Annotated in this window: 14 protein-coding genes; 9 read left to right on the forward strand and 5 right to left on the reverse strand. The window is 69.6% G+C overall.

From position 1 onward, the window contains the following. Positions 1-26: 26 nt before the first annotated feature. Together KBY90_RS10245 and KBY90_RS10250 are read right to left on the reverse strand one after the other, a co-directional pair. Complete coding sequence (locus tag KBY90_RS10245) at positions 27-548, reverse strand: hypothetical protein (RefSeq protein WP_254968505.1); 522 nt, start codon at positions 546-548, stop codon at positions 27-29. Then, positions 545-1750, reverse strand: a complete 1206-nt coding sequence (locus tag KBY90_RS10250; protein WP_254968506.1) for a DUF2157 domain-containing protein — start codon at positions 1748-1750, stop codon at positions 545-547. Before KBY90_RS10250 ends, KBY90_RS10245 begins: the two co-directional genes overlap by 4 nt. Positions 1751-1853: 103 nt before the next feature. Between KBY90_RS10250 and KBY90_RS10255 the strand changes: the two genes are divergently transcribed. After that, positions 1854-4712, forward strand: a complete 2859-nt coding sequence (locus tag KBY90_RS10255) for a valine--tRNA ligase (RefSeq protein WP_254968507.1) — start codon at positions 1854-1856, stop codon at positions 4710-4712. Between the two features lie 133 nt (positions 4713-4845). Further along, positions 4846-5508, forward strand: a complete 663-nt coding sequence (locus KBY90_RS10260) for a MarC family protein (protein WP_254968508.1) — start codon at positions 4846-4848, stop codon at positions 5506-5508. A 47-nt stretch (positions 5509-5555) separates the two neighbouring features. Here the strand turns inward: KBY90_RS10260 and KBY90_RS10265 are convergent, their stop codons facing one another. Next, entirely contained in the window at positions 5556-7211 is a 1656-nt protein-coding gene (locus KBY90_RS10265; protein WP_254968509.1) for a mechanosensitive ion channel family protein, read from the reverse strand. 165 nt (positions 7212-7376) lie between these two features. Between KBY90_RS10265 and KBY90_RS10270 the strand changes: the two genes are divergently transcribed. From KBY90_RS10270 to KBY90_RS10285, 4 genes are read left to right on the forward strand one after another with little or no spacing between them, the layout of a single operon-like run. After that, positions 7377-9785 carry a carotenoid oxygenase family protein gene (locus KBY90_RS10270; protein WP_254968510.1) on the forward strand — a complete coding sequence of 803 codons (2409 nt, stop codon included), beginning with the start codon at positions 7377-7379 and terminating at the stop codon, positions 9783-9785. Then, positions 9785-11869 carry a carotenoid oxygenase family protein gene (locus tag KBY90_RS10275; protein ID WP_254968511.1) on the forward strand — a complete coding sequence of 695 codons (2085 nt, stop codon included), beginning with the start codon at positions 9785-9787 and terminating at the stop codon, positions 11867-11869. Before KBY90_RS10270 ends, KBY90_RS10275 begins: the two co-directional genes overlap by 1 nt. Beyond that, positions 11842-17037 (forward strand): AAA family ATPase, encoded by a 5196-nt coding sequence (locus tag KBY90_RS10280; protein ID WP_254968512.1) that lies wholly within the window; start codon positions 11842-11844, stop codon positions 17035-17037. Before KBY90_RS10275 ends, KBY90_RS10280 begins: the two co-directional genes overlap by 28 nt. Continuing rightward, complete coding sequence (locus tag KBY90_RS10285; RefSeq protein WP_254968513.1) at positions 17030-17641, forward strand: TVP38/TMEM64 family protein; 612 nt, start codon at positions 17030-17032, stop codon at positions 17639-17641. The genes KBY90_RS10280 and KBY90_RS10285 overlap by 8 nt, the downstream gene beginning before the upstream one ends. Before the next feature lie 43 nt (positions 17642-17684). Here the strand turns inward: KBY90_RS10285 and KBY90_RS10290 are convergent, their stop codons facing one another. After that, entirely contained in the window at positions 17685-18014 is a 330-nt protein-coding gene (locus tag KBY90_RS10290) for a hypothetical protein (RefSeq protein ID WP_254968514.1), read from the reverse strand. Positions 18015-18280: 266 nt separating this feature from the next. Between KBY90_RS10290 and KBY90_RS10295 the strand changes: the two genes are divergently transcribed. Both KBY90_RS10295 and KBY90_RS10300 read left to right on the forward strand, forming a co-directional pair. After that, on the forward strand, positions 18281-18979 hold the full coding sequence (locus KBY90_RS10295) for a Crp/Fnr family transcriptional regulator (protein ID WP_254968515.1): 699 nt from the start codon (positions 18281-18283) through the stop codon (positions 18977-18979). A 126-nt stretch (positions 18980-19105) separates the two neighbouring features. Beyond that, entirely contained in the window at positions 19106-20902 is a 1797-nt protein-coding gene (locus tag KBY90_RS10300; RefSeq protein WP_254968516.1) for a choice-of-anchor I domain-containing protein, read from the forward strand. Here the strand turns inward: KBY90_RS10300 and KBY90_RS10305 are convergent. Beyond that, positions 20887-21081: a hypothetical protein gene (locus tag KBY90_RS10305; protein ID WP_254968517.1), complete on the reverse strand. Its 195-nt coding sequence runs from the start codon at positions 21079-21081 to the stop codon at positions 20887-20889. The two genes, KBY90_RS10300 and KBY90_RS10305, sit on opposite strands and share 16 nt — an antisense overlap. Positions 21082-21163: 82 nt before the next feature. Here KBY90_RS10305 and KBY90_RS10310 point away from each other — a divergent pair, with 82 nt between their 5' ends. Continuing rightward, positions 21164-23914 carry an HAD-IC family P-type ATPase gene (locus KBY90_RS10310; RefSeq protein WP_254968518.1) on the forward strand — a complete coding sequence of 917 codons (2751 nt, stop codon included), beginning with the start codon at positions 21164-21166 and terminating at the stop codon, positions 23912-23914. Positions 23915-23919: the final 5 nt, after the last annotated feature.

Below are 23919 nucleotides of genomic sequence, written 5' to 3' on the forward strand. Positions count from 1 at the left end.
GCCGCTCCCCCGGCCGTGTCGCCGGTTCAGCGCAACCGCAGCGGCTCGATCGCCCCGTCTTCCCGGCGGGTGACGCCCAGCCTGATCGGCCGCGGCGCCCCCCTGCGGGGAAGCGTCACCTCCACCCACAGCCGTTCCCCCCGGGGCCGCCGGGAGGGATCCGGCACCTGCGGCGGCAGGAAGAAGGCCAGGGGTTCGCCCAGCTGCGCCACCCCACCGTCCGCACCGCTGCGGAACGTGGCCGGCAGCGGCTCCGTGGAGCCGGGCCTGGGGCCGCCGGGGTCGACCGCTTCCACCCGTCCCTTGCGCACCACCAGCCGCACGCGGCCGGCGGGGGCGCCGCTCAGGCCGGCTGCCGGCGCCAGCAGCTGCAGACGGACGTAGCGGCCCCGGATCGGCAGGTTGGGATCCACCGGCTCGGTCAGCCCCCAGCCGCGGGGACGCGTCGCCCGCTCCAGCAGCATCTGGCCGCCGACCGCCAGCAGCAGGGCGCTCTGCAGTCCCGCCAGCAGCAGCCCCGCCCGGCGGGGACCACGCGCCGCGCTCATGGCTGTCCGCCCCCCGGAGCGCTGCCGGAGGGTGGCGCCACGCCGTGCAGATGCCCCAGCCAGCGCCGCCGCAGCCGCTCCAGCAGCCAGCCGCCGGCGAGGCACAGCGCCCCCAGCCCGATCAGGCTGAGGGAGCGATCGAGGCGGTTCATCACCTCACTGGCGTAGAAGGCCAGCACCGTGCCCGCCGCCAGGGCGGCCCCCAGGTTCACCCGCTCGGGCCGCCGATCCGCCAACCCCCAGGCCACCAGCGCCAGGCTGCCGAGCAGCCACCAGACGAAGGGCAGCAGCGCCGCCGCCAGCCCCTCCCGCAGCCCGGCGACGCCGAGGCCGGCCAGCAGCCAGCCGGCGGCGGCCCCCACTGGCCACCAGCCCCGGGGCCGCAGCCGCCAGGCGGTCAGCAGCGGGCCAGCCAGTGCCACCGTCCAGCCGAGCCCCAGCAGGGACCACTGGGCGGCAGTCAGCGCCTGATCAGCGACGGCGCCGCCGAACCGCAGCACCAGGGCCCAGATGCCGCTGGCCGGCAGCAGCGCCAGGCCCCCCACCCACAGGAGCACCTGCCGGGCCGGCGCGGGGCCATCGCGGCCGCCGGCGGCCGCCAGCAGCGCCAGGGCCAGCAGCAGCACCCCCGCCGCCGCCACCTTGGCGAACGCCCAGTCCGGCATCTCCCCCTGCCGGCAGGCCAGGGTCCATTCCGACACCAGCCAGGCGGGCAGCAGCAGCACGAGCAGGGCCAGCTGAGGCCATTGGCGCAGGAGCCCCCAGCCCAGCGCCGCGCCCACGCTCCAGAGCATCAGCCCGGCGGGCCAGTTGGCCTCGAGATGGAAGATCTGCCCCGCCAGGAACACGCCGCCCCCGAGGGCCACCGTTCCCACCGCATGCAGGGCGGTGGCCGTGGCGGGCTGGCGGGCCGCGGCCAGCGCGCCAAGCCCGTGCAGACCCGCCACGAGCGCGAGCACCAGGGCAAAGCGCCATCCGGGGGGAAGGCTGTCCCAGTGGGCGGCCACGAACAGCAGCACACCGGCGGCCAGCAGCACGGCGCCCAGCACCAGCAGCACCCGGATCGGTGCGCCGAGCCGGCCGGTGGCTGGAGGCTGCCGCTGCCGTTCGTGCTCCCAGCGGGTGATCGCCTCGCCCGTGGTGGCGGGCAGCAGGCCGGCGTCCACCCAGCGGCACAGGGCCTTTTCCCATTCAGCGGTCATGTCCCTTGTTAGCCAGCGCTGCGGGCGAGCGCTCGACCGGAGGGCCCCGGCGTCTGCGGGCCGGTGGCTTTGAGACCATGGGCGGATCGTCCGCGCCGCTTCCGTGACCGACGCCCTGCCCAAGACCTACGACCCGGTGGGCACCGAGGCGCGCTGGCAGCGGGCCTGGGAGAGCAGCGGCGCCTTCCATCCCGACCCCGGCGCCGCCGGCGAACCGTTCTCGGTGGTGATCCCGCCGCCGAACGTGACCGGCAGCCTGCACATGGGCCACGGCTTCGAGGCGGCCCTGATCGACGCGATCGTGCGCTTCCAGCGCCTGCGCGGCCGCAACGTGCTCTGCCTGCCCGGCACCGACCACGCCTCGATCGCCGTGCAGACGCTGCTCGAGAAGCAGCTCAAGGCGGAGGGCACCAGCCGGCATGAGCTGGGCCGCGAGGCGTTCCTGGAGCGCGCCTGGCAGTGGAAGGCCCACAGCGAGGGCACGATCAAGGGCCAGCTGCGCCGTCTCGGCTATTCGCTGGACTGGCAGCGGGAGCGCTTCACCCTCGACGAGGGCTGCAGCGCCGCGGTGGTGGAGGCGTTCAACCGCCTGCACGAGCAGGGGCTGATCTACCGGGGCGAATACCTGGTGAACTGGTGCCCCGCCTCCGGCTCGGCGGTGAGCGATCTGGAGGTGGAGATGAAGGAGGTGGACGGCCACCTCTGGCACTTCCGCTACCCCCTCAGCGATGGCCCGGCCGCTAACGGGCGCACCCATCTGGAGGTCGCCACCACCCGGCCCGAGACCCTGCTGGGCGACACGGCCGTGGCGGTGAATCCCGCCGATTCCCGCTACGCCGATCTGGTGGGCCGCACCCTCACCCTGCCGCTGGTGGGGCGCGAGATCCCGATCGTCGCCGACGACCACGTGGACCCCGAGTTCGGAACGGGCTGCGTGAAGGTGACCCCCGCCCACGACCCCAACGACTTCGCCATCGGTCAGCGCCACGACCTGCCGCTGATCACGGTGATGAACCGCGACGGCACCATGAACGAAGCCGCCGGCCGCTTCGCCGGGCTGGATCGCTTCGAGGCCCGCCAGGCCGTGGTGGCGGCGATGGAGGCGGAGGGCTTTTTGGTGCGTGTGGAGCCCCACCGCCACAGCGTGCCGTTTTCGGATCGCGGCAAGGTGCCGGTGGAGCCCCTGCTCTCCACCCAGTGGTTCGTGACGGCCGAGCCCCTGGCCGCCCGCTGTCGCGACGCCCTGGACCATCCCGCCGGCGCCGCGCCGCGCTTCGTGCCGGAGCGCTGGGAGAAGGTGTACCGCGACTGGCTCACCGGCATCCGCGACTGGTGCATCTCGCGCCAGCTGTGGTGGGGCCACCGCATCCCCGCCTGGTTCGTGGTGAGCGAGACCGGCGGCGCGATCACCGACAGCACCCCCTATGTGGTGGCGCGGGATGAGGCCGAAGCGATGGCGAAGGCAGAGGCGCAGTTCGGCGGCGGCACCCACGCCCACCCGGTGGTGCTGGAGCAGGACCCCGACGTGCTCGACACCTGGTTCTCCAGCGGCCTGTGGCCCTTCTCCACCCTGGGCTGGCCCGAGACGGGCGCCGCCGATCTGCAGCGCTGGTATCCCACCAGCGTGCTGGTGACGGGCTTCGACATCATCTTCTTCTGGGTGGCCCGGATGACGATGATGGCCGGTGCTCTGGTGGCTGAGGGCGGCGGCGACCCGGCGGCCTGGATGCCCTTCCGGGACGTGTACATCCACGGCCTGGTGCGCGATGAGAACAACCGCAAGATGAGCAAATCGGCGGGCAACGGCATCGACCCGCTGCTGCTGATCGAGCGCTACGGCGCCGACGCCCTCCGCTTCGCCCTGGTGCGCGAGGTGGCCGGCGCCGGCCAGGACATCCGCCTCGACTACGACCGCAAGAGCGACACCTCGGCCACGGTGGAGGCGGCGCGCAACTTCGCCAACAAGCTCTGGAACGCCACCCGCTTCGCCCTGATGAACCTGGGCGGCGAGACACCCGCCAGCCTGGGTGAGCCCGATGCCACGCTGCTGCAGCAGGAAGGGCGGCCCCTGCAGCTGGCCGACCGCTGGATCCTCTCGCGCCTGGCCCGCGTCAACGGCGAAACGGCCGAGCGCTACGCCAGCTATGGCCTGGGTGAGGCGGCCAAGGGCCTCTATGAGTTCGCCTGGAACGAGGTGTGCGACTGGTATCTGGAGCTGAGCAAGCGGCGCCTCCAGGTACCGGCCGAGCTGGAGGGCCCTGCCCGCGAGGCGGCCCTGGCCGATCAGCGCAGCGCCCGGCAGGTGCTCGCGAAAGTGCTGCAGGAACTGCTGGTGATGCTGCACCCGCTGATGCCCCACCTCAGCGAGGAGCTCTGGCACGGGCTCAGCGGCGAGCCGGACGCCACCTTCCTCGCCCTGCAGCACTGGCCGCAGGCCGACGATGCCGCCCTTGACGAGGCGCTGGAGGCGAGCTTCGCCGAGCTGATCGAGGCGATCCGGGTGGTGCGCAACCTGCGGGCCGTGGCCGGCCTCAAACCAGCCCAGCCGGCGCCGGTGCAGTTCGTCACCGGCCGCGGCGAGCTGGCCGCGCTGCTGCAGGAGGCCACGGCCGACATCACCGCCCTCACCCGTGCCGAGAGCGTGGCTGTGCTCAGCCCCGATCAGCTGGAAGTCAGCCGCGGTGGTGCCGGCGGCCAGCGGCGGGCGCTCGCCGGGGTGTGCGGCGAGCTGCAGGTGCTGCTGCCGATCGAGGGCCTGGTGGATCTCGACGCTCTGCGCGGCCGGCTGGAGAAGGACCTGGCCAAGGCCGAGAAGGAGATAAAGGGTCTGGCGGGGCGTCTGGCCAACCCGAACTTCGCCGACAAGGCGCCGCCGGCGGTGGTGGCTGAGTGCCGCGCCAACCTGGCGGAGGCCGAAGCCCAGGGGGAGCTGGCGCGGAAGCGGCTGGCGGAGTTGGGGTGACCGGCCAACGCCGATTCCCCGCGATCCATCCAGGCCAATCCCAGCCATCCCGGGCACGGGTGGCTGCAGCAGAGATGGGCTGAGGGTAGATGGGTGAGTAAGTTCCAGTCAATTCGCATCGTCATTGATGCAGATGTCGACTCTGCTGAATTTCGTGGTCACGTCCTTTGCGTTGATGAATCCGTTGGGTGCCCTGCCCATTTTTCTTGGCTTCACAGCCAGGGAAAGCAAGCCGGTTCAACGCCTTGTGGCGTTATTCGTCTCCCTCACGGTTCTTGGTCTGCTGCTGATGTTTCTGTTCATCGGTGACCCTCTACTGCGCTTCTTCGGTGTGTCGATCGATGCCTTTCGCATTGCAGGTGGAATCCTCCTGCTCGTGACGGGACTCAAGATCATCGCTGGCGGAATGGCTGACTCGGGTGATCAGCTCGTGGCTACCGAGGCGGGGGAGAACAAGCTCAAGGAAGCCGAAACGATCTACCAGAAGATCGTGATCCCGCTGGCAATGCCGCTGATCGTCGGTCCTGGGGCGATCGCCAATGTGATTCTCTTTTCCAGCCGGGCTGGTCAAGGCCATGTCGTCAGTGGCGGCCTCCTCGTCGCCACGGTGGTGCTCGCCCTTTCGGTGCTGGTGGTGTTTCTCTCCGGGCGCTGGCTGCAGGACATCCTCGGCCCGATCGGCATGAACCTGCTGCTGCGGGTGATGGGCCTGATGGTTGCCGCGATGGGGGTTCAGTTCATGGTCACCGGTGTCAGCGAGATCATCGTCAATGAGTTGGCTCCGGCCTTCCGCTGAATCACGTCCGTGCGCTGGTTGTGTAGACGCCCATGCCTGGGTTGCGGTCAGGTTGGGGCGCTGTCCTGCTTGCGGGGCATCAGCCGGTTCTCCAGCTCCTCCGAAAGGCGCAGCTCCAGGCCCTCCCCGCTGAGGTGCAGATCGCGCTGGGGGAAGGGCACGCTGATGCCGCGCTCACGCAGCAGGGCTTCGATGCGGAAGTTGAGGTCGCTCTTGATCTGGTACTGGCGCATGGGCTCACGGATCCACACCAGCAGGGTGAACTCGAGGGCGCTGTCGCCGAAGCCGCTGAAGAACACTTTCGGTGCCGGTTCCCGCAGCACGGAGGGCTGGCCGTCGCAGGCGGCGATCAGGGCCTTGCGCACCTCGGTGGTGTCGGAGCCGTAGGCCACCCCCACCGGCACCTGCAGCCGCGACACCGGACTGCCGTGGCTCCAGTTCACCACCCGGGAGTCGAGGAATTCCGAGTTGGGCACGATGATCGCCACCCCGTCCAGCGACTCCACCACGGTGCTGCGCAGGCCCAGCTTCTGCACCGTGCCCTGCAGGTCACCGATCTCCACGAAATCACCCACCTGGATCGGCCGCTCGAAGATGATCACCAGGCCGCTGAGCAGGTTCTTGCTGATCGTCTGCAGGCCGAGGCCCACGCCCACGCCCAGCACGCTGGCGAACAGGGCCAGGGAGGTGAGATCGAGGCCCCAGAGCTGCAGCAGCACGAGCGCTCCGAAGAACAGCAGCCCGTAGCGGAGCAGGAAGGCCACAGCCTCCTGCCCCCCCAGGCTCATGCCCGTGTAGCGCAGCACCCGGCTGCGCAGCAGCCGCAGCAGCAGTCCTACGCCCTGCACGAGCAGCAGCAGCAGCGCCACCAGGATGACGACATCCACCAGGGAGTAGCTGCGGGCCCCCAGCGGCAGGAGCGGCACCGCCAGCCAGCGGCTGGCTCCCGCCGCGGCCGCGCCGCCCAGGCGGCGGCTGAGCGGAAACTGATCGCCGATCCACACCAGCGCCGCCATCCACACGCCGGCCTGCAGCAGCACCAGCGCCGCCCGCTGCAGGAAGCGCACGCTGCGGCTGTGCCGTTCCAACGGCTCCTCCGGCTGCAGGGCCCAGGCCTGGGGAAAGCGGCGGTGCCACACAGCCCGCAGACCCCAGTGCAGGACGGCGGCCACGGCGAGGACCGCCAGCACCCGGGGGAGGACGCGCCTCAGATGGCCGGGGCTCCGTTCGACCCCGGCCCGTGCAAGGGCCTCCTCCAGTCGCTGGCGCCAGGCCTTCGCCTGTTCCATCGCCTCGAGGCCTTCGGGCACGTCGCGCTCGGTGACGGTGAGCAGGGTGCGGCCGTTGAGCAGCAGCACCGGCAGGTTGTTCTGCGTGCTCACCTCGATCGCCGCCGCTGTCTCGCCGCTGGCCGCCTCCTCCAGGCGCTGGTTGACGGCGGCGCTGCGCTGCTCAGCGCTGAGGTCGCCGGAGGGCCAGATGCGGAACAGGGTTCGACCGTCGAGCACGATCGGAGCCGGGCCACGCTCCGAGGCTGTGGTGCCCATCCGGAGGGGGGACTGGGGCTCGGCCCTGACGGCGCCCGCAAGGCCCTCGCCGCTCCACAACAGCGGCGTCATCGCCACTGCCAGAGCAAGCAGGGTCGCCAGCAGTGGTGAGACCCACGGCGCGCGGGGGCCGGAGCGGCGGCTGGCAGGCCTCATGACACCAGGGTGGTTCGGGAAGGTTAGGAACCGCCCTCAGCGGCAGCTGGAACCGGCGCCAGCCTCCCCCTCAAGACATCTGTGTCGTGCTGTTGTGTGGCGTCAGTTACACACCGAAGGGTGGCCCGCCACCAGGATGCTGCCGCCAGCCTCGGGGAACACCCTGTGGACCCGCACGCTCCACAGCCCGAGCCCAGCCCGCTGGCTCCCCCGCTTCCGGTCCCATTCCCCGCATCGATCGGGCTGCTCCGGCGGGAGGGGCTCACGGATGAGCCGCTTCAGGTGCTCGAGGGGTCGCTTCCGCCTGATGTGCATGGCCATGCCTTCTTCATGGGCCCCGGTGGCTTTCTGGACAGTGAGCCGCTGGGAGCCGATGGCCTGATTCATCCTTCCGCCGACGGCACGCCGCTGTTCAACGGCGATCCGCTGCTGCACCGCCTCGATTTCGGCGGCGACAAGGTGAGGATCACCAGCCGGATCCCCAAGACGCCTTGCTTTTACACCGATCAGGCCTGCCTTGCCTACGACCTGTGGAAGTCTTTCCGCTACGCCAACCATGGCCTGGCGCGCCTGTCCTTCAAACTCGGCTTCCGCAATGAGGTGAACACGGCCGTGGTGCCCATGCTCTTCAACAAGGCCGAGGGCAACCGACTGATCATCACCTGGGATGCGGGGCGTCACTTCGAGATCGACCCCGACAGCCTCGAGATCGCCACGGCCGTGGGCTTCAATTCCGAATGGCGCGAATGGATCCCCCTGCCTCTGCCCTTCGGCATCGTCACCACGCTCGCCCATCCGGCCCACGATCCCCAACTCGAGCAGAAAGCAACTGCTACTGGAGAGAGGGACCCGCGGCTATTCAGCCTCAACTACGGCAAGTCTATCGGCACGGCTCTGCACCCGATCCTGAATCACCAGGTGGATGCACCGTTCACCCGTAATGATGCGAAGCTTCAGGCCGATCTGGAGCAGCTGATCACTGTGGCGGAGCGCCTGCTGGGCGCGGCCCGCCGTCTGTTGCGGTTGATCCAATGGCTGGAGAAACGCGTCCACCCCCGGCTTGGGCATTCGTTTCGAGGTGGACTGCGCGGGCTGCTGCGTCGGCGTCGCACTGATCATGGGCCTGCTGGCTCCACACGAACCGTTGGCAAGCGCCACGTGACATCTGAACTGCTGGCCCTGCTGGAGGAACAGCTGGAAGAGGGGGCGAAGAGCACCACCGACCACGTGGAGGAACTGCTGCGCTTGCTGAAGGTGGCGCGCGGGTTGCTCGCCGATGCCGACAGCATGGAGGATTTCGTCGATCTGATCAGCTGGGATGGCCAGAACAAGCTGCAGAAGTGGGCCGTGCGTGTGGAAGGCGTGAACAAGGAAGATGGCAGCGTCAGTGCCGATGGATCGCCGCGCATCCTGCAGAGCATGCACCAGATGGGGGTGACGGAGAAATATGTGATCCTGATGGACACCGCATTCAAGCTCGGAGTCGAACAGCTGCTCACCGCTCCCTCGCCGAAGTTTCCGAAAGTGGAGCGGGTGCTGCGCAACCTGCTGGATTATCGTCAGAGTGATTACACGGTTCTCTATATTATCAGCCGCTGTGATCTGAGGTCGGATCAGGAGGAGGTGACAGCCCGACGGGTGAAGATTCCCCGTGGCACGGCGCACTTCTTGGTGGATTACGATAATCCTGACGATCGCATCACGCTGCACTGTGCCCATAACACGGGCTGGGATGCGGCGGAGTGGAATCGTCCCTTTGATGATTTCCCCCACAGCATCTACCCAGGCGTCGTGGGCATGGCCACCGGCAGCACTGACATCAACGTGCTCGGTCGCTATGTGCTGAATGGGGAAAGCGGGAAGCTGCTGGATAAGCAACTGGCCGAGGATTCCGGCAGGGATCTCACCTGGATGCTGGCGCTGTGTGCCTGGTGCCAACCCGATGGCGTCACGCCGCCTGGCCAGATCAAGCAGATCTTCTGGAATGGCTGGGGCAGCCATGGCGATCTGCTTCCCGCCTACATCGAGCGTCTCAACGCTCCGGCTGGCCCCCGAACTCTCACGTTGGAGGAGGCTAATGATGTGCTGCGCCGTGGCCTGCCTGCCACGCTGCTCCGCCTTGATACGGCCAGCATGACGATTGCCGATCGCTATGTCTTTCCGGCTGGCCGCTTCGGCAATTCAGTGCAGTTTCTGCCGTCCGAGAGGTCAACGCCCGGGGGCGGTGAGGGCTATCTTTTGTGTGTAGTAAACGGCAGTGATGACCCCACTCAAAGTGAATTCTGGTTGTTCAATGCTGCCCGGCTTTGGGTCGGCCCCGTCTGCCGCCTCGGTCATCCCGGCCTGAAAGTGGGGATGACGATTCATTCCACCTGGGTGCCGAGCATCGCAAAGCGCACGGCCACCTATAACGTGCCCGTAAAAACAGACTACGATCAAAGGTTTGTTGACATCAAGAGAATGAAACAGAACCCCGAAATACGTGATCTCCAGGATTTTTTTGAGGAGCATGTCTATCCCCATTTTCCTGCCTCCGACGCCTCGCCCACAGCTCATCAGCAGACCTCTGTTTGATGCCTCAGCAACCGCCTTTTCCCCGCTCGATGCTGCGGGCCAGCGCCGCTGAACTCATCGAAGAGCAGCTGGTGGTGGTGGAGGGTGAGATCCCCGCCGATCTGCAGGGCCATCTGTTCCTGATCGCCCCGGTGGGTTCCGTCAGTTCCGACGGCCTTCCCAACCCCGACGACAGCCATGTGTGGAACGGCAACGGGCTGATCCATCGCTTCGATCTCAACCAGACCCCCGGCGGTGGGATTGTCCTCACCACCCGCCTGGCCCGCACGCCCTGCTTCTGGGCCGATCTCGCCACCCGGCCCGGCAGTGCCGCTGCCGGGCTCGGCTTCAGCGACTGGGGCATGTCGCGGTTCTCGGTGCATCTGGGCATGCGCAATCAGCTCAACACCGCCTTCGTGCCGATGCGCTTCGGGCCCGATGAGCCCACCCGCCTGCTGCTCACCTTCGACGGCGGCCGTCCCTACGAGATCGATCCGGTGACCCTGCAGGTGGTGACACCGGTGGGCACCAACGTGGAGTGGCGGCCCGGTGCCGACCTGCCCCTGCCCTTCCCGCCGGTGCTGAGCACGGCCCACCCGGTGTTCGATCCGGCCACGGCCACCCTGTTCACGGTGAATTACGGGCGCTCCACCGGCAACTTCCTCGACACCATTCCCCTGGTGGACCGGTTGGACCGGCTGGCCGGCGCCGTGGCACAGGTGTTCCGGCCCCTGGCCCAGCTCGCGGGACTGCTGCTGGCCCCCGTGCGCTCCCTCCTGCGTCGGCGGCTGGGAGTGGCCGACTTCGTGCATCTGCTGGCCTGGGACGGCCGCGGACCCCTGCGCCGCTGGTCCCTGGTGGATGAGAGGGGCGAGCCCCTGCGCATCGACCAGACCATGCACCAGATCGGGGTGAGCCGCGATTACCTGGTGCTGGCCGACACGTCGCTGAAGTTCGGCCTCGAGCAGCTGCTCTCCCGCCCCTTCCGCCGCTGCCCCGCCCTGAACCGGCTGCTGCGCCGCCTGCTCACCCGTCCCCAGAAGCCGGACACCACCCTCTACGTGGTGCGCCGCGGCGATCTCAGCAGCAGCGCGCCCATGGTTGGAGAGAAGGCAGGTGCTGCCGAGACAGGTTCCCCAGTGATCGCCCGGCGGCTGGTGATTCCGCTGGAAGTGGGCCACTTCCTGGTGGACTGGGCCAACCCAGGGGGGCGCATCAGCCTGCACGCCGCCCACGAGTGCGCCACCGACGTGTCGGAGTGGGTCCGCCCGGAGGACGTTTCCGCCCTGGACGGCCGGCCCCTCGATCCGGCGCTGCGGGGCATGATCGCCGTGGGCGCCATGGATCTGGGCCGCCTGGGGCGCTACGAGATCGACGGGGAGACCGGTGCGTTTCTGGCGCGGACCCTGCACGACCAAAGCCTCACCTGGGGGATCGGTCTCTACACCTGCCGCCGGGATGTGGATCCGTCCGCTGCCCCCGACGGCCGCCTGTCGTCCATCTACTGGCAGTCCCTGGGCTTCTGGGCCGACCTGCTGCCGGAGTTTCTGCGGCGCCTCTATGCCGACTACCCCCATCGTCTGGTGCCGCTGCCGGAGCTGCTGGAGGGGCCCGCTGCCGGCGGTGGCCGGCCCTCGGCGCTGTTCCGGGTGGACACGGCCACGATGACCATCGCCGATGCCTACCCCTTCCCTCAGCGGCAGCTGGCCGGCGGCGAATGGCAGACCTGGGTGTGCAATTCGCCCCAGTTCGTGCCCCGGATCAGGCCCGCTGCAGCGCCCGCTGCGGCGGCCGATCCCGACACTGACGGCTGGATCCTCTGCGTCGCCATCAGCGAGCAGGCCAAGGAGCTGTGGATCTTCGACGCGGCTCACCTGGCCCTCGGCCCCCTCTGCCGCCTGGCCCATCCCCGCTTCGATCCGGGCTACACCATCCACACCACCTGGCTGGAGTGCATCGAACCGCGCAGCGCTGCCTACTGCGTCGATGCACGGGCCGACTATGACCCCAGACTGGAGCGCGTTCCGGACGTGGTGCGCGAGCTGTTCGAGCAGCACGTGTACCCCCACGTTGAACCGTGCCCACGTCCCCCGGTTACTCCCTGATCGAGACCCTCGAGGAGGGACCCTTCGCCCGCATGGTGCGGGTGCTGGATCAGCGCGACGGGCGACTGGTGCTGCTGCGCATGCTGCGCCACGAACGCCCCAGCGCCGAGGCGATCGCCAGCCTGGAGCATGAGGCGGCGGTGTGCGACGGCCTCGAGGCCGGGGCGACCCTGCCACTGCTGCGGCTGGAGCGGCACCAGGACCTGCCGGTGCTGGTGTTCGAGGATCCGGGCGGCCAGACCCTGAGCCGCAGGCGCCAGGAGTTCGCCGCCGATCGTGAGCGCTTGCTCAGCCTGATCCGGCACGCCGCCCGTGCCCTGGGCGCACTGCACCGTCAGGGGCTTCTGCACAACAACCTCAGCCCCCGCTGCCTGCTGCTGGCGGAGGATGGCGCGGTGCGGCTGCTGGCGCTGGAGCAGGCGGCTCCACTGGGCAACCCGCCGCCCCAGACCCCCGAGCAGCGGCCCCTCGAGGATCTCCTCTACCTCTCTCCGGAGGCCAGCGGACGGCTGCAGCGGACCCCGGACCGTCGCAGCGATCTCTACGCCCTCGGCATCTGCCTCTACGACCTGCTCACCGGCCGTACCCCCTTCGCCGCCAGTGATCCGATGGCGGTGATCCATGGGCACCTCGCCCGCTCTCCCGAACCGCCCCACCAGCTCGAGCCCGGGATTCCGGACGCCCTCTCGGCCCTGGTGCTCAAGCTGCTGGCCAAGCAGCCCGACGACCGCTACCAGACCATCCACGGTCTGCTGGCCGACCTGGGGGAGTGTTCCAGCCAGTTGCAGCGCCTGGGGAGGATCGAGCCCTTCGCCCTGGGCAGTGCCGACCGCGGCGATCGCCTGGTGATTCCCAAGCGGCTGTTCGGCCGTGCCAGCGACCGCCAGCGTCTGCTGGTGCGGGTGGAACAGGCCCTGGCGGGGGCGGTGGCGATGGTGGGGCTCAGCGGGGCGGCCGGGGTCGGCAAATCGAGCCTGATCGACTCGCTGCGGCCAGCCCTGCAGCACCGCCGCTGCCTGGTCGCGGAGGGCAAGTGCGATCAGCTGGGGCTGAACATCCCCTACGCGCCCCTGATCCAGTGCTTCGCGGCGCTGGCGCGTCAGGTGCTGAGCCAGGACGCGGAGGCTCTGCAGGCCTGGCGCCGGCGGCTGCAGAGCGCTCTCGGGGGTGCGGCCCAGCTGCTGGTGGAGGTGCTGCCGGAACTCGGGCTGATCCTCGGGCCCCAGCCCCAGCCCGAACCGCTGCCCCCGGTGGAGGCTCAGAACCGCTTCCGCCAGGTGGTACTGCGCTTCCTGGCGGTGTTCGCCCAGCCGGACCATCCCCTGGTGCTGGTGCTGGACGACCTCCAGTGGGCCGATCAGGGCTCCCTGAGCATCCTTCGGGAGCTGCTGCTCCGCGACGGCCTGGCGAACCTCCTGGTGATCGCCGCCTGGCGGGATCAGGAGCTGGGGCCGGCCCATCCGCTGCCGGCGATGCTGCAGCAGCTCGCCAGTCAGGCAGCCCGGCTGGAGACCATCCAGCTCCAGCCCCTGCAGGCTGACGACGTGAACCACCTGCTGGCGGCCTGCTTCAGCTGCCCGGCCGCCGAGTGCCGGGAACTGGCCCGCCGGTTGCAGGACACCACCGGCGGCAACCCCTTCTTCATCAACCAGTTGCTGCAGAACCTCTTCCGCGAGGGTCACGTGCGCTTCGACGGCCAGCGCTGGATCTGGGATCTGGGGAGCATCCGGGCCGCCACCTTCCCCGATGACGTGGTGAGCCTGGTGCTGGACGAACTGAAGCGCCTGCCGGCGCCGGTGCGGCGCACCCTCACCCTCGCCGCCTGCCTGGGCAACCGCTTCGATGCCACGGCCCTGGCGCTGGTGGGCGGCGAGCCCACCGCCACGGTTCGCCGCCATCTGGGCGCGGGCGAGGCGGCCAACCTGGTGGCCCCTCTGGTGAGCTCCGGGTCACCGGATTCGGCCTACCGCTTCCTGCACGACCGCATCCAGCAGGCGGCCTACGCGGCCCTGGCCGACGAGCGGGAGCGGGCGGCCATTCACCTGCGGGTGGGCCGGCGCATGCTGGCCGGCCGCGAGGCCCTGGCCGAAGGACAGCTGTTCGACCTGGTGGATCACCTCAACCGGGGCCGGCCGCTGATCGACGACCCTCGTGAGCGGCTCGAGCTGGCCGGCCTGAATCTGGAGGCCGCCCGCCGGGCCAAGGCCTCGGTGGCCTACGCCAACGCCCTCGCCTACCTCGAGCAGGGGGTGACCCTGCTGCCGCCGGACGCCTGGCGCCGGCACCATCGCCTCGCCTACGACCTCCACAAGGACCTGCTGGAGTCTCAGTACCTCTGCGGCGCGATCGACCAGGCCCAGGACACCGCCGCCATCCTGCTCAGCCACGTGCGCGACCGGCTGCAGCTGGCGGAGGTGCAGGGGCTGCGGATGATCCTGGCCACGGCCCTCAACCGCATGAGCGAGGTGCTGGAGCTGGGCTATGCGGCCCTGCGCGAGCTGGGTCTGCCCATGCCCCCCACCCCGACCGCGGTGCGGCGGGCCCAGCACCTGGAGACCTGGCGCATCCAGCAGCTGCTGCTGGGCCGCTCGATCCCGGCGCTGGCCCACCAGCCGCCGCTGCAGGACCCCCTGCAGCAGGCACGGCTGACCCTGATGGCCCAGATGATCCCGGCCCTCTACTACCTCGACATGGAGGCCAGCCACCTCTGCTATCTGCGGATGGCCCGGCTGTCGATGCAGCACGGCCACGCGCCGGTCTCGGCCATGGCCTATCTCGGCCTCGGTCGCTTTCTCGGTGAAGAGCGGGGACGTTTCCTCCAGCGCCAGCAGTTCGGCCGGGTGGGTCTGCAGCTGGCGGAGCACTACGGCAGCCAGGCCCTGCTCTGCAAGGCCCATTTCCTCTATGGGGGCTTCATCCACGGCTGGAGCGACCCAGCCCTGGAGGCGACGGGCCACCTGCGCCGGGCCTTCGAGGCGGGGATGGCGTCCGGCGATCTGGTGTGGGCCTGCTACGCCAACAACGTGCTGTGCATGCAGCTGGTGTTCCTGGGCCGCCCCTACGCCGAGATCGAAGCGGAGAGCCAGCGCTGCCTCGACCATGCCCGGCAGGTGGGTGAGCACTACACCCCGGTGTTCTTCCTGGTCACGCGGCAGCTGGCGCGCTGCCTGCAGGGCCGCACCCGCGGCGCCACCGACCTCAGTGACGCCGAGTTCGACGAGCTGGCGCAGCGGACGCTGCTGGAGCAGCGGCCCGAGTTCCGCGTCGCCCTGCACTGGTACCAGCTCTGCAAGACGCAGGTGCTGCTGCAGGCCGGGGAGCACCACCAGGCCCTGGCGATGGTGCGTGCCGCCCGATCCACCCGTGCCGCCGCCTCAGGGTTGCTGCACGCGGCCGAGGATGACCTGCTGCAGGCCCTCTGTCTGGCGGCCGTGCTGCCGGAGGAAGGCGATCCCGCCCTGCGGCGGCTTCATCGCCAGAGCCTGCGCCGCCTGGGGCGCGACCTCGATGGCCGAGCCCGTCTCTGCCCCGCCAACTTCCGCCACCGCGCCCTGCTGGTGCAGGCCGAGACCGCCTGGGTGGACGGCAGGACCGCCCAGGCTCTGGAGCTCTATGGGCTGGCGATTCAGGCGGCCCTGGAGGCCGGTCATGAACCCCTGGCCGCCTATGCCCATGCCAGGGCGGCTGCCCTGCACCGCAGCCTCGGCGACCCGGTGGCCGCCCGCGCCCATGCCGAGGAGGCCCGCTACCGCCGGGAGCGGCTGGGGCAGCTGCGGGCCGCCGGCGAGCAGGCCGCCCCCCGGCAGCCGGTGAGCGGCCTGCTGGGCAGGAGCCTGGATCTGCACAGCCTGATCGAGTCGATGCAGGCCCTCTCCAGGGAGATCCTGCTCGACCGCCTCCTGGATCGGATCGTGGAGATCCTCCTGGCGAATGCCGGTGCCGAGCGGGTGGTGCTCGTGCTGGATGCGGGCGAGCAGGCGCTGATCCAGGCCGAGGGCCGGGCCGACCCCCGGCAGGTGGAGGTGCTGCAGGCCCGGCCGCTGGCCGAGAGCCACGATCTGCCGCTCTCGATCGTGCGCATGGTGCGCCGGCTGCGCCGGCCGGTGGTGCTTGCCGATGCGGCCGCCGAGGGCGAGTTCCGCCACGATCCGCGGGTGATGGCCGCCGGGCTGCGCTCGGTGCTCTGCCTGCCGCTCACCCTGCAGTCGCAGGTGCTGGGGGTGGTGTATCTGGAGAACAACCTGGCTAGCGACGTCTTCGGCAGCCTGCGCCTCGAGACCATCGAAATTCTCGGCACCCAGCTGGCCATCTCCCTGGAGAACGCGCGCCTCTATGGCGAGATGGCGCGGATCAACCGCTCCTACGGCCGCTTCATCCCCCACGAATTTCTGAGCTTTCTGGGCCGCGACAGCATCCTGGACGTGGAGCTCGGGGATCAGATCCTCAAGCGGATGACCGTGCTCTTCGCCGACATCCGCGATTTCACGGCGATCTCCGAGCGGCTGACGCCCAAGGAGAGCTTCGATTTCCTCAACGCCTACCTGCGCCGGGTGGGACCGATCATCCGCGAACACGACGGCTTCATCGACAAGTACATCGGCGATGCCGTGATGGCGCTGTTCCCCCGCAGCGCCGCCGATGCGGTAAGGGCGGCCCTGGCGATCCAGCGCGAGGTGGCCGCCTACAACCGCGACCGCCGCGCCGTCGATGGCGCACCGCTGCGCATCGGCATCGGCATCCACACGGGTGATCTGATGCTGGGCACCGTCGGTGAGGAGGAGCGGATGGAGAGCACCGTGATCTCCGATGCGGTCAACCTGGCGGACCGCGTGGAGGACCTCACCAAGACCTTCGGCTGCGGCATCGCCCTCACCGCCGACACCCTCGAGGACGTCGCCGCTTCCCTGCCGGTGACGGTTCGCTCCCTCGGGGATCTGCAGGTGCGGGGCAAGTCGCTGCCGGTGAAGGTGCTCGAGCTGATCGACGATGGCGGCCACCCCGGCGGCGGTGCCGCCAGGCGGGCCACCCTGGAGCGGTTCGAGATGGGCGTGGAGGCTTTTCACGCCGGCCGCTTCACGACCGCCGCCGAGGCGTTCGCAGCGGTGCTGCGGGAGGATCCGGAGGACACGGTGGCCGCCCAGTTCCTGCGCCGCTGCACCGATGGCTGAAGCCCTGCTGGATCAACTGCTCCCCGCCCTGCGTTCCCCGCTGGGGGCCCTGGCCTTCGTGCCCCTCTACGCCCTGTGGGTGACGCTGCTGCTGCCAGGGGTGTGGGCCTCGATGCTGGCCGGTGCGCTCTACGGTCCGTGGTGGGGCAGTGCGGTGGTGTTCGTGGGCGCCTGCCTGGGGGCCGAGGCCGCCTTCCTGCTGGGCCGCGGCTGGCTGCGGCAGTGGGCCCGCCGCCGCCTCGCCGCCGTGCCCAGGCTGCTGGCGATCGAGCAGGCCGTGAGCCGCGAGGGGCTGCGGCTGGTGCTGCTCACCCGCCTGTCGCCGGCCTTCCCGTTTTCCCTGCTCAACCTCGCCTACGGCCTCAGCGAGGTGAGCCTGCGCGACTACTCGATCGGCCTGATCGGCATCCTGCCGGGCACGATCCTGTTCTGCGGCCTGGGGGCGCTGGCCGGTGATGTGGCCCGCTTCGGCGAGGTGCTCAGCGGCCAGGCCGACGCCACCACCTGGACCCTGCGGCTGGTGGGCGTGCTGGCCACCGTGGGTTCGGTGTGGCTGGTGGGACGGGCGGCGCGGCAGGCCCTGGGCGCCGACAGCGACGCGTGAGCCAACCCCGCAGGACAGCCGCCGGCACCAGTCGAGCCACCGATCAGCGCTGCCTGCGGAGGGACGTGCCCCGGTTTCTGTTCGAACCTGCCGTGGCCGTGTCGGTGGTGGCTGCCACGGCAGTGGCTGTTGGTTTGGCATCGCCAGCGCGCTTCTTGCCGCGCGGTCCGCTGTTCTCGGCAGCCGTCAGTGACACCGGACTGAGGGAACGTCCTTCGGCTGAGACGTGGTTGGCGGGATGGCGGGGATGGATGGATGTGAGGGAGAGAACCACGATGGCGGTGGCCGTGGAGGCGGCGATCGCGATCAGGGCGGTGTGCGGCCGCGCAGCGCCGATGGCCGGTTGTGAGATGGCGGCGGGAAGGGTGGACATGGCTGGGGAGTTCGTGAGGTGGAGGATGGGCTCATCCCCTTGAACACCACAAGCATGTCGGGGTCCATTCCGCTGGGCTCGTGACGCGCTGACTGGCAGCCGTCATGATGAGGGGAGCAACGTGTCATGGAGATGACAGCTGGCCGTTCCCTGAGTTTCCGTGGGCTTCCTGCCTGTGTTCGATAACGGTTGAACGACGCATCAGTTGCCCATCAGCTGCGCCGTGAAGGGCGGCGGCCGTCCGTTGTTTCCCTCGTAACCCTGGAATGCAAGTCGCTCCCTCGTGCGATGTTTCTGAGTTAGCGGCCTTCCCGTTGTTTACTGGACTTGAGGATTCCTTGCTGCAGCGATTTCTTGAGGACCATCGTGTGTTGTTGGTGCCTGCGGCTCAGCAGATTGTCTTCGAGGCGGATTGGAGTGAGGGTCTGTTTCTGATTCGAACCGGGATCGTCAAGGTCCGCAGCATCAATGTTCATGGCGGCGAGGTGGTGGTGGCTCTGCTGGGAATCGGCGACATGTTCGGTGAGCTGGCGATGCTGCAGGGCCATGGACGCCGCTCCGCCGATGTGGTGGCCCTGACGCCGCTCGAAGTGGTGAAGCTGCGCTGGTCGGGTCTTCAGCAGGAACTGCAGCGCTCACCATCGTTCGCCCTGGCGATGGCACGGCTTCAGGCCGCACGCCTCCTGGCCATGGGCAAACGGTTCACGTTGCGGGGAGAAGATGCCACAACCCGCGTTCTGGCCACCCTGCTGGAGCTGGCCCGTTGCAACAGCGATGGTCAGGATCCCCAGGGTGTGATCCCATGCCTCAGTCAGACCGAGATCGCCACCATCAGTGGTTTGGCGAGGGGCACCACCTCCAAGATCCTCACCCAGCTGCGCACCCGCGGCACGCTGGTGGACACCCCCACCGGGCTGCAGATCGCGGATCTCAAGCCGCTGCGCAAGCGAGGCCTGATCAGCTAGGCAGCCGTGCGGTCCCACCGGGGGGTGCGGGGGGCCTGATCCTTAAGCGCCCCTTAAGGACGACTTAACGACGCCATCCGCCCTCCGGCGGAACAGTGGGGCCGCGTGATCGTTCCCGCGGCCTCCATGGCTTCTGCAACTCCGGCCTCGCTGCCGTCCCCCCTGGCGTTTCTGCAGCCGGAGCAGCTCCCCACCCGCCGGCGCACCCAGTCCGTCGACGGGCTCGAGCGTTCACCAGCGGAAACCAGCCTGCTCTCGGGCGCCCAGGATCCGCTCCAGCTGGCGAAGGCGGGCAGCCCTTCAGCGATCGCCAACCGTCCATTCCAGCCCGGCCGTCCTGGCGGCGAAGCTCCTGCCGATCCCATCCTGGGCCAGCTGAACCTCACTCTTGCGGGTGGTCCGCCCCAGGCTGAAATCTCCGCCTCCGTGGGCATCGGCGGGCGCTTCTTCGTGCTCTCCATCGGCGGCGGCAACACGCTGCAGGTGAGCGAGGCCACCGACCCTGCGAACCCCACGCTGCTCACCCGCCAGGATCTGGGCCCTGTCGACACCGGCACGGTGGCGACCTTCGGCAACCTCGTGGCCGTGGGCCTCTCGCCGGCGGGCTACCGCCAGGCCACCAGCCTCGATGAGATGCGCGGGCTGGTGCGCTTCTTCCGCCTGGGCGCCGATGGCAGCCTCACCTTTCTGGAGGACGTGCCGGTGGGTTTCCTGCCCGATGGCATGGCCTTCAACGCCAACGGCACCAAGCTGGTGATCGCCAATGAGGGGGAGGCGAACTGGGGGCCGGAAGCCGCTGATGGCAGTTTCCCGGAGGCCTATTCGGTGGATCCGGTGGGCTCGATCGGCATCATCGACATCACGGCCCGTGGCCGCAGCAATCCCAATTTCCGTTACACCGATCTCGGCTTCGAGGGCCTTGCGTTGCCGGCAGGGCTGCGCCTCACCGGCCCCGCTGGCACCACGGCCGCCCAGGACATCGAGCCCGAGTACGTGACCATCGTGGGCAACACAGCCTTCGTGAGCCTGCAGGAGAACAACGGCATCGCCCGGGTGAATCTGGCCACCAACACGATCGAAGGAATCTTTGATCTCGGCCGGATCGACTACACCCAGGTGACCGTGGACATCAGCGATCAGGATGGTCCTGGCGGCAGCCGGTTGATCAATCCCCAGCGGCTGCCCGCCGACCGCCGGTTCTTCGGCCTGCGCATGCCCGATGGCATCGATGCCTTCAGCCAGCAGAACGGCCTGTTCGTGCTCACCGCCAACGAGGGTGACAGCCGGATCTATCCCGATGTTGAGGACCAGGAGCTCTACAGCGATGAGGAGCGCTCACGTCGGTATGCCGAGTCGCTCTACCGCCGCCTGAAGACGCTCGATGACACCGGCAATCCCGACGAGCGTGTGAACAGCGACACCTCCTTCGGCAGCCGCAGCATCAGCCTCTTCGATGGCCTCACCGGCCAGCTGCTCTGGGACAGCGGCGACGCCCTGCAGAACATCGCCATCGCCCTGGGCCAGTACGACGACGGCCGCAGTGATGACAAGGGGGTGGAGCCCGAAGCGGTGGTGAACTGGCAGGATCCGGTCACCGGGCGCCGCTATGCCATCGCCGCTCCGGAGCGCACCATCCTTGGCGACAACAAGACGTTCCTGGCGATCTTCGACATCACCGACCAGGACCGCAGCCCCCGCACCTACCGGGTGAAGGACGACGCCTTCGTGACCGCGCTGGAGATCGCTGGCAGTGAAGCCGCCGAGGGTCTGCTGGTGGTGCCGGCCAGCCAGAGCCCCACGGGTCGCGACATGCTGATGCTCTCCAACGAGGGGTCGAGCACGGTCGATTTCCTCGATCTCGGTGCCATGGTGCGCCAGCCCTGGACCCGGGGTTCGATCAACGCCACCTACCTGTTCGGCTGAATCCGGTCCGGATCGGGCAGCCGCCAGTCGCGGATCGCCGCGATCAGCACGAACCACACGAGCCGCAGCCGGGCCAGCAGCCCCCTGTGGCCGGCCAGCTCGGCGTATTTGGCCCGGCCGCAGTCGGTCTTGATCCAGCGGTGGATGGGCATGCTGCCCTGGCTCTGCGCTGCGTCCATGGTGCCGCGCGGGGCTGGCTGCCGTCGGGCTGCGGCGGCCTCTGCCTAGGTTGCGGGCAGCGGTGTTCCATGCAGACGGGCCATGCCACCGGTTCCTCCCACCGAGGCTGGCGCCACCGCCGCCACCCCCGCGCCGCAGGCCCGGGCGCCCCACACCGAGCTCCCTGAGGCGCTGCTGCGCGTACTGGGCAGTGATCCCCTCACCGGCCTTGAGGCGGCGGAGGTGGCGCGGCGGCAGGAGCGCCACGGCTGGAACGAACTGCCGGAGCTGCCCGGCAGGCCCGCCTGGCTGAAGCTGCTGCTGCAGTTCCACCAGCCCCTCCTCTACATCCTGCTGGCGGCCGGTCTGATCAAGGCCCTGCTGGGCTCCTGGACCAACGCCCTGGTGATCTGGGCCGTCACGGTGATCAACGCCGTGATCGGGTTCGTGCAGGAGGCCCAGGCCGAAGGGGCGATCGCCGCCCTGGCCCGCTCCGTGAGCACCGAATCCACCGTGCTGCGCGACGGCCAGACCCTGCGCATCCCGTCGCGGGAGCTGGTGCCGGGGGACGTGGTGCTGCTGGCGGCCGGCGACAAGGTGCCGGCCGACCTGCGCCTGCTGGAGCAGCGCGACCTGCAGATCGACGAATCGGGCCTCACCGGCGAATCCCTGCCGGTGGCCAAGGATCCGGCCCCGTTGCCGGCGGATACGCCCCTGGCCGACCGCCGCTGCATGGCCTACGCCGGCAGCTTCGTGACCTTCGGCCAGGGCCGGGGCGTGGTGGTGGCCACCGGCGAGGCCAGCGAGATGGGCGAGATCTCCCGCTCCCTGCAGCAGCGGCTGTCGCTGAGCACGCCGCTCACCCGCCGCTTCGCCCGCTTCAGCCGCGTGCTGCTCTATTTCATCCTGGCGGTGGCGGCCCTCACCCTGGCCATCGGTCTGGGCCGGGGCCAGCCCTTCGCCGAGGTGTTCGAGGCGGCCGTGGCCCTCGCGGTGAGTGCCATTCCCGAGGGCCTGCCGGCCGTGGTCACGATCACGCTGGCCATCGGCGTGAACCGCATGGCCGCCCGCCACGCCATCATCCGCAAGCTGCCGGCCGTGGAGGCCCTCGGCAGCGCCACGGTGGTGTGCTCCGACAAGACCGGCACTCTCACCGAGAACCAGATGACGGTGCAGGTGGTGGTGGCCGGCGGTGTGACCTACCGCGTGTCGGGCACGGGCTACAGCCCCCACGGTGATCTGCTCGCTGCGGATGGTGCCGTGGTGGATCCGCTGCCGGCGCCCCTGGAGCAGGTGCTGCGCTGCGGCGTGCTCTGCAACGACTCGCGCCTGAAGCAGGAGCATGGTGTGTGGACGGTGCTCGGCGATCCCACCGAGGCGGCCCTGCTGGCCGCGGCGGAGAAGGCGGGGTTCACCCAGGCGGGTCTGGAGGCCGTCGATCCCCGCCTCGATGCCATCCCCTTCGCCTCGGAATACCAGTACATGGCCAGCCTCCACGACGGCGAGGAGCGGCTGCTGCAGGTGAAGGGGTCGGTGGAAGCGCTGCTGCCCCGCTGCAGCGGCATGCTCGCCGCCGACGGCGCCTTGGTGCCGCTCGATGCCGCGGTGATCCAGCAGCGGGTGGATGCGCTGGCCGGTGAGGGGCTGCGCCTGATCGCCTTCGCGTCGCGGCGGTTGCCCCACCACCGGCATGATCTCGACCATGCCGATCTCGACGGGGATCTGGTGTTCCTGGGGCTGCAGGGCATGCTTGATCCGCCGCGGCCCGAGGCGATCAGCGCCGTGCAGGCCTGCCAGCGGGCCGGCATCTCGGTGCGCATGATCACCGGCGACCATGCCGCCACGGCCGCGGCGATCGCGGCCCGCATGGGCCTGGGGGCCGACGATCCGGCCAGGCTGCGCGTCTACACCGGCCGCGATCTGGCCGCCATGGATGGCCCGGCCTTCGCCACGGCTGCCGCCGAGGGCCAGGTGTTCGCCCGGGTGGCCCCGGATCAGAAGCTGCGCCTGGTGGAGGCCCTGCAGGCCCGCGGCGAGGTGGTGGCGATGACCGGCGACGGCGTCAATGACGCCCCGGCCCTGCGCCAGGCCGACATCGGCATCGCCATGGGCCGGGGCGGCACCGAGGTGGCCCGCGAGGCGGCCGACATGCTGCTCACCGACGACAACTTCGCCTCGATCGAGGCGGCGGTGGAGGAGGGGCGCACGGTGTACCGCAACCTGCGCAAGGCGATCGCCTTCCTGCTGCCGGTGAACGGCGGTGAATCGATGACGATCCTGATCAGCGCCCTGCTGGCGCGGGATCTGCCGGTGCTGGCCCTGCAGGTGCTGTGGCTGAACATGATCAACTCGATCACGATGACGGTGCCGCTCGCCTTCGAGCCCAAGGCGCCGGACACGATGGTGCGCCCGCCCAGGGATCCGGCCGAGGCCCTGCTCACCCCCCGGCTGCTGCGCCGGATCCTGGTGGTCTCACTGTTCAACTGGCTGCTGATCTTCGGCGTGTTCGAGTGGGTGCGCGGCGGCGGCGGCAGCCTGGAGCTGGCCCGCACCGCGGCGATCCAGGCCCTGGTGGCGGCCCGCATCATCTATCTGCTGAGCGTGAGCCAGCTGGGCCGCACCCTGGCGCTGCGGCTGCTGGGGCGGAACGGCTCGGTGTCCCAGGCGCCGCAGCTGCTGCTGGGGATCGGCCTGGCCGTGCTGGTGCAACTGGTGTTCAGCCAGTGGGGGCCGATGCATGCCCTGTTCAGCACCGCGCCGATCGGCTGGACGGAGCTGGCGGTGTGCGCCCTGGCGATGCTGGCGATGCTGCCGGTGGCCTGGCTGGCCAACCGCCTCGATCCGGACGCCTGAGCGTG

The sequence above is a fragment of the Cyanobium sp. CH-040 genome, from assembly GCF_024346135.1.
Classification (GTDB): domain Bacteria; phylum Cyanobacteriota; class Cyanobacteriia; order PCC-6307; family Cyanobiaceae; genus NIES-981.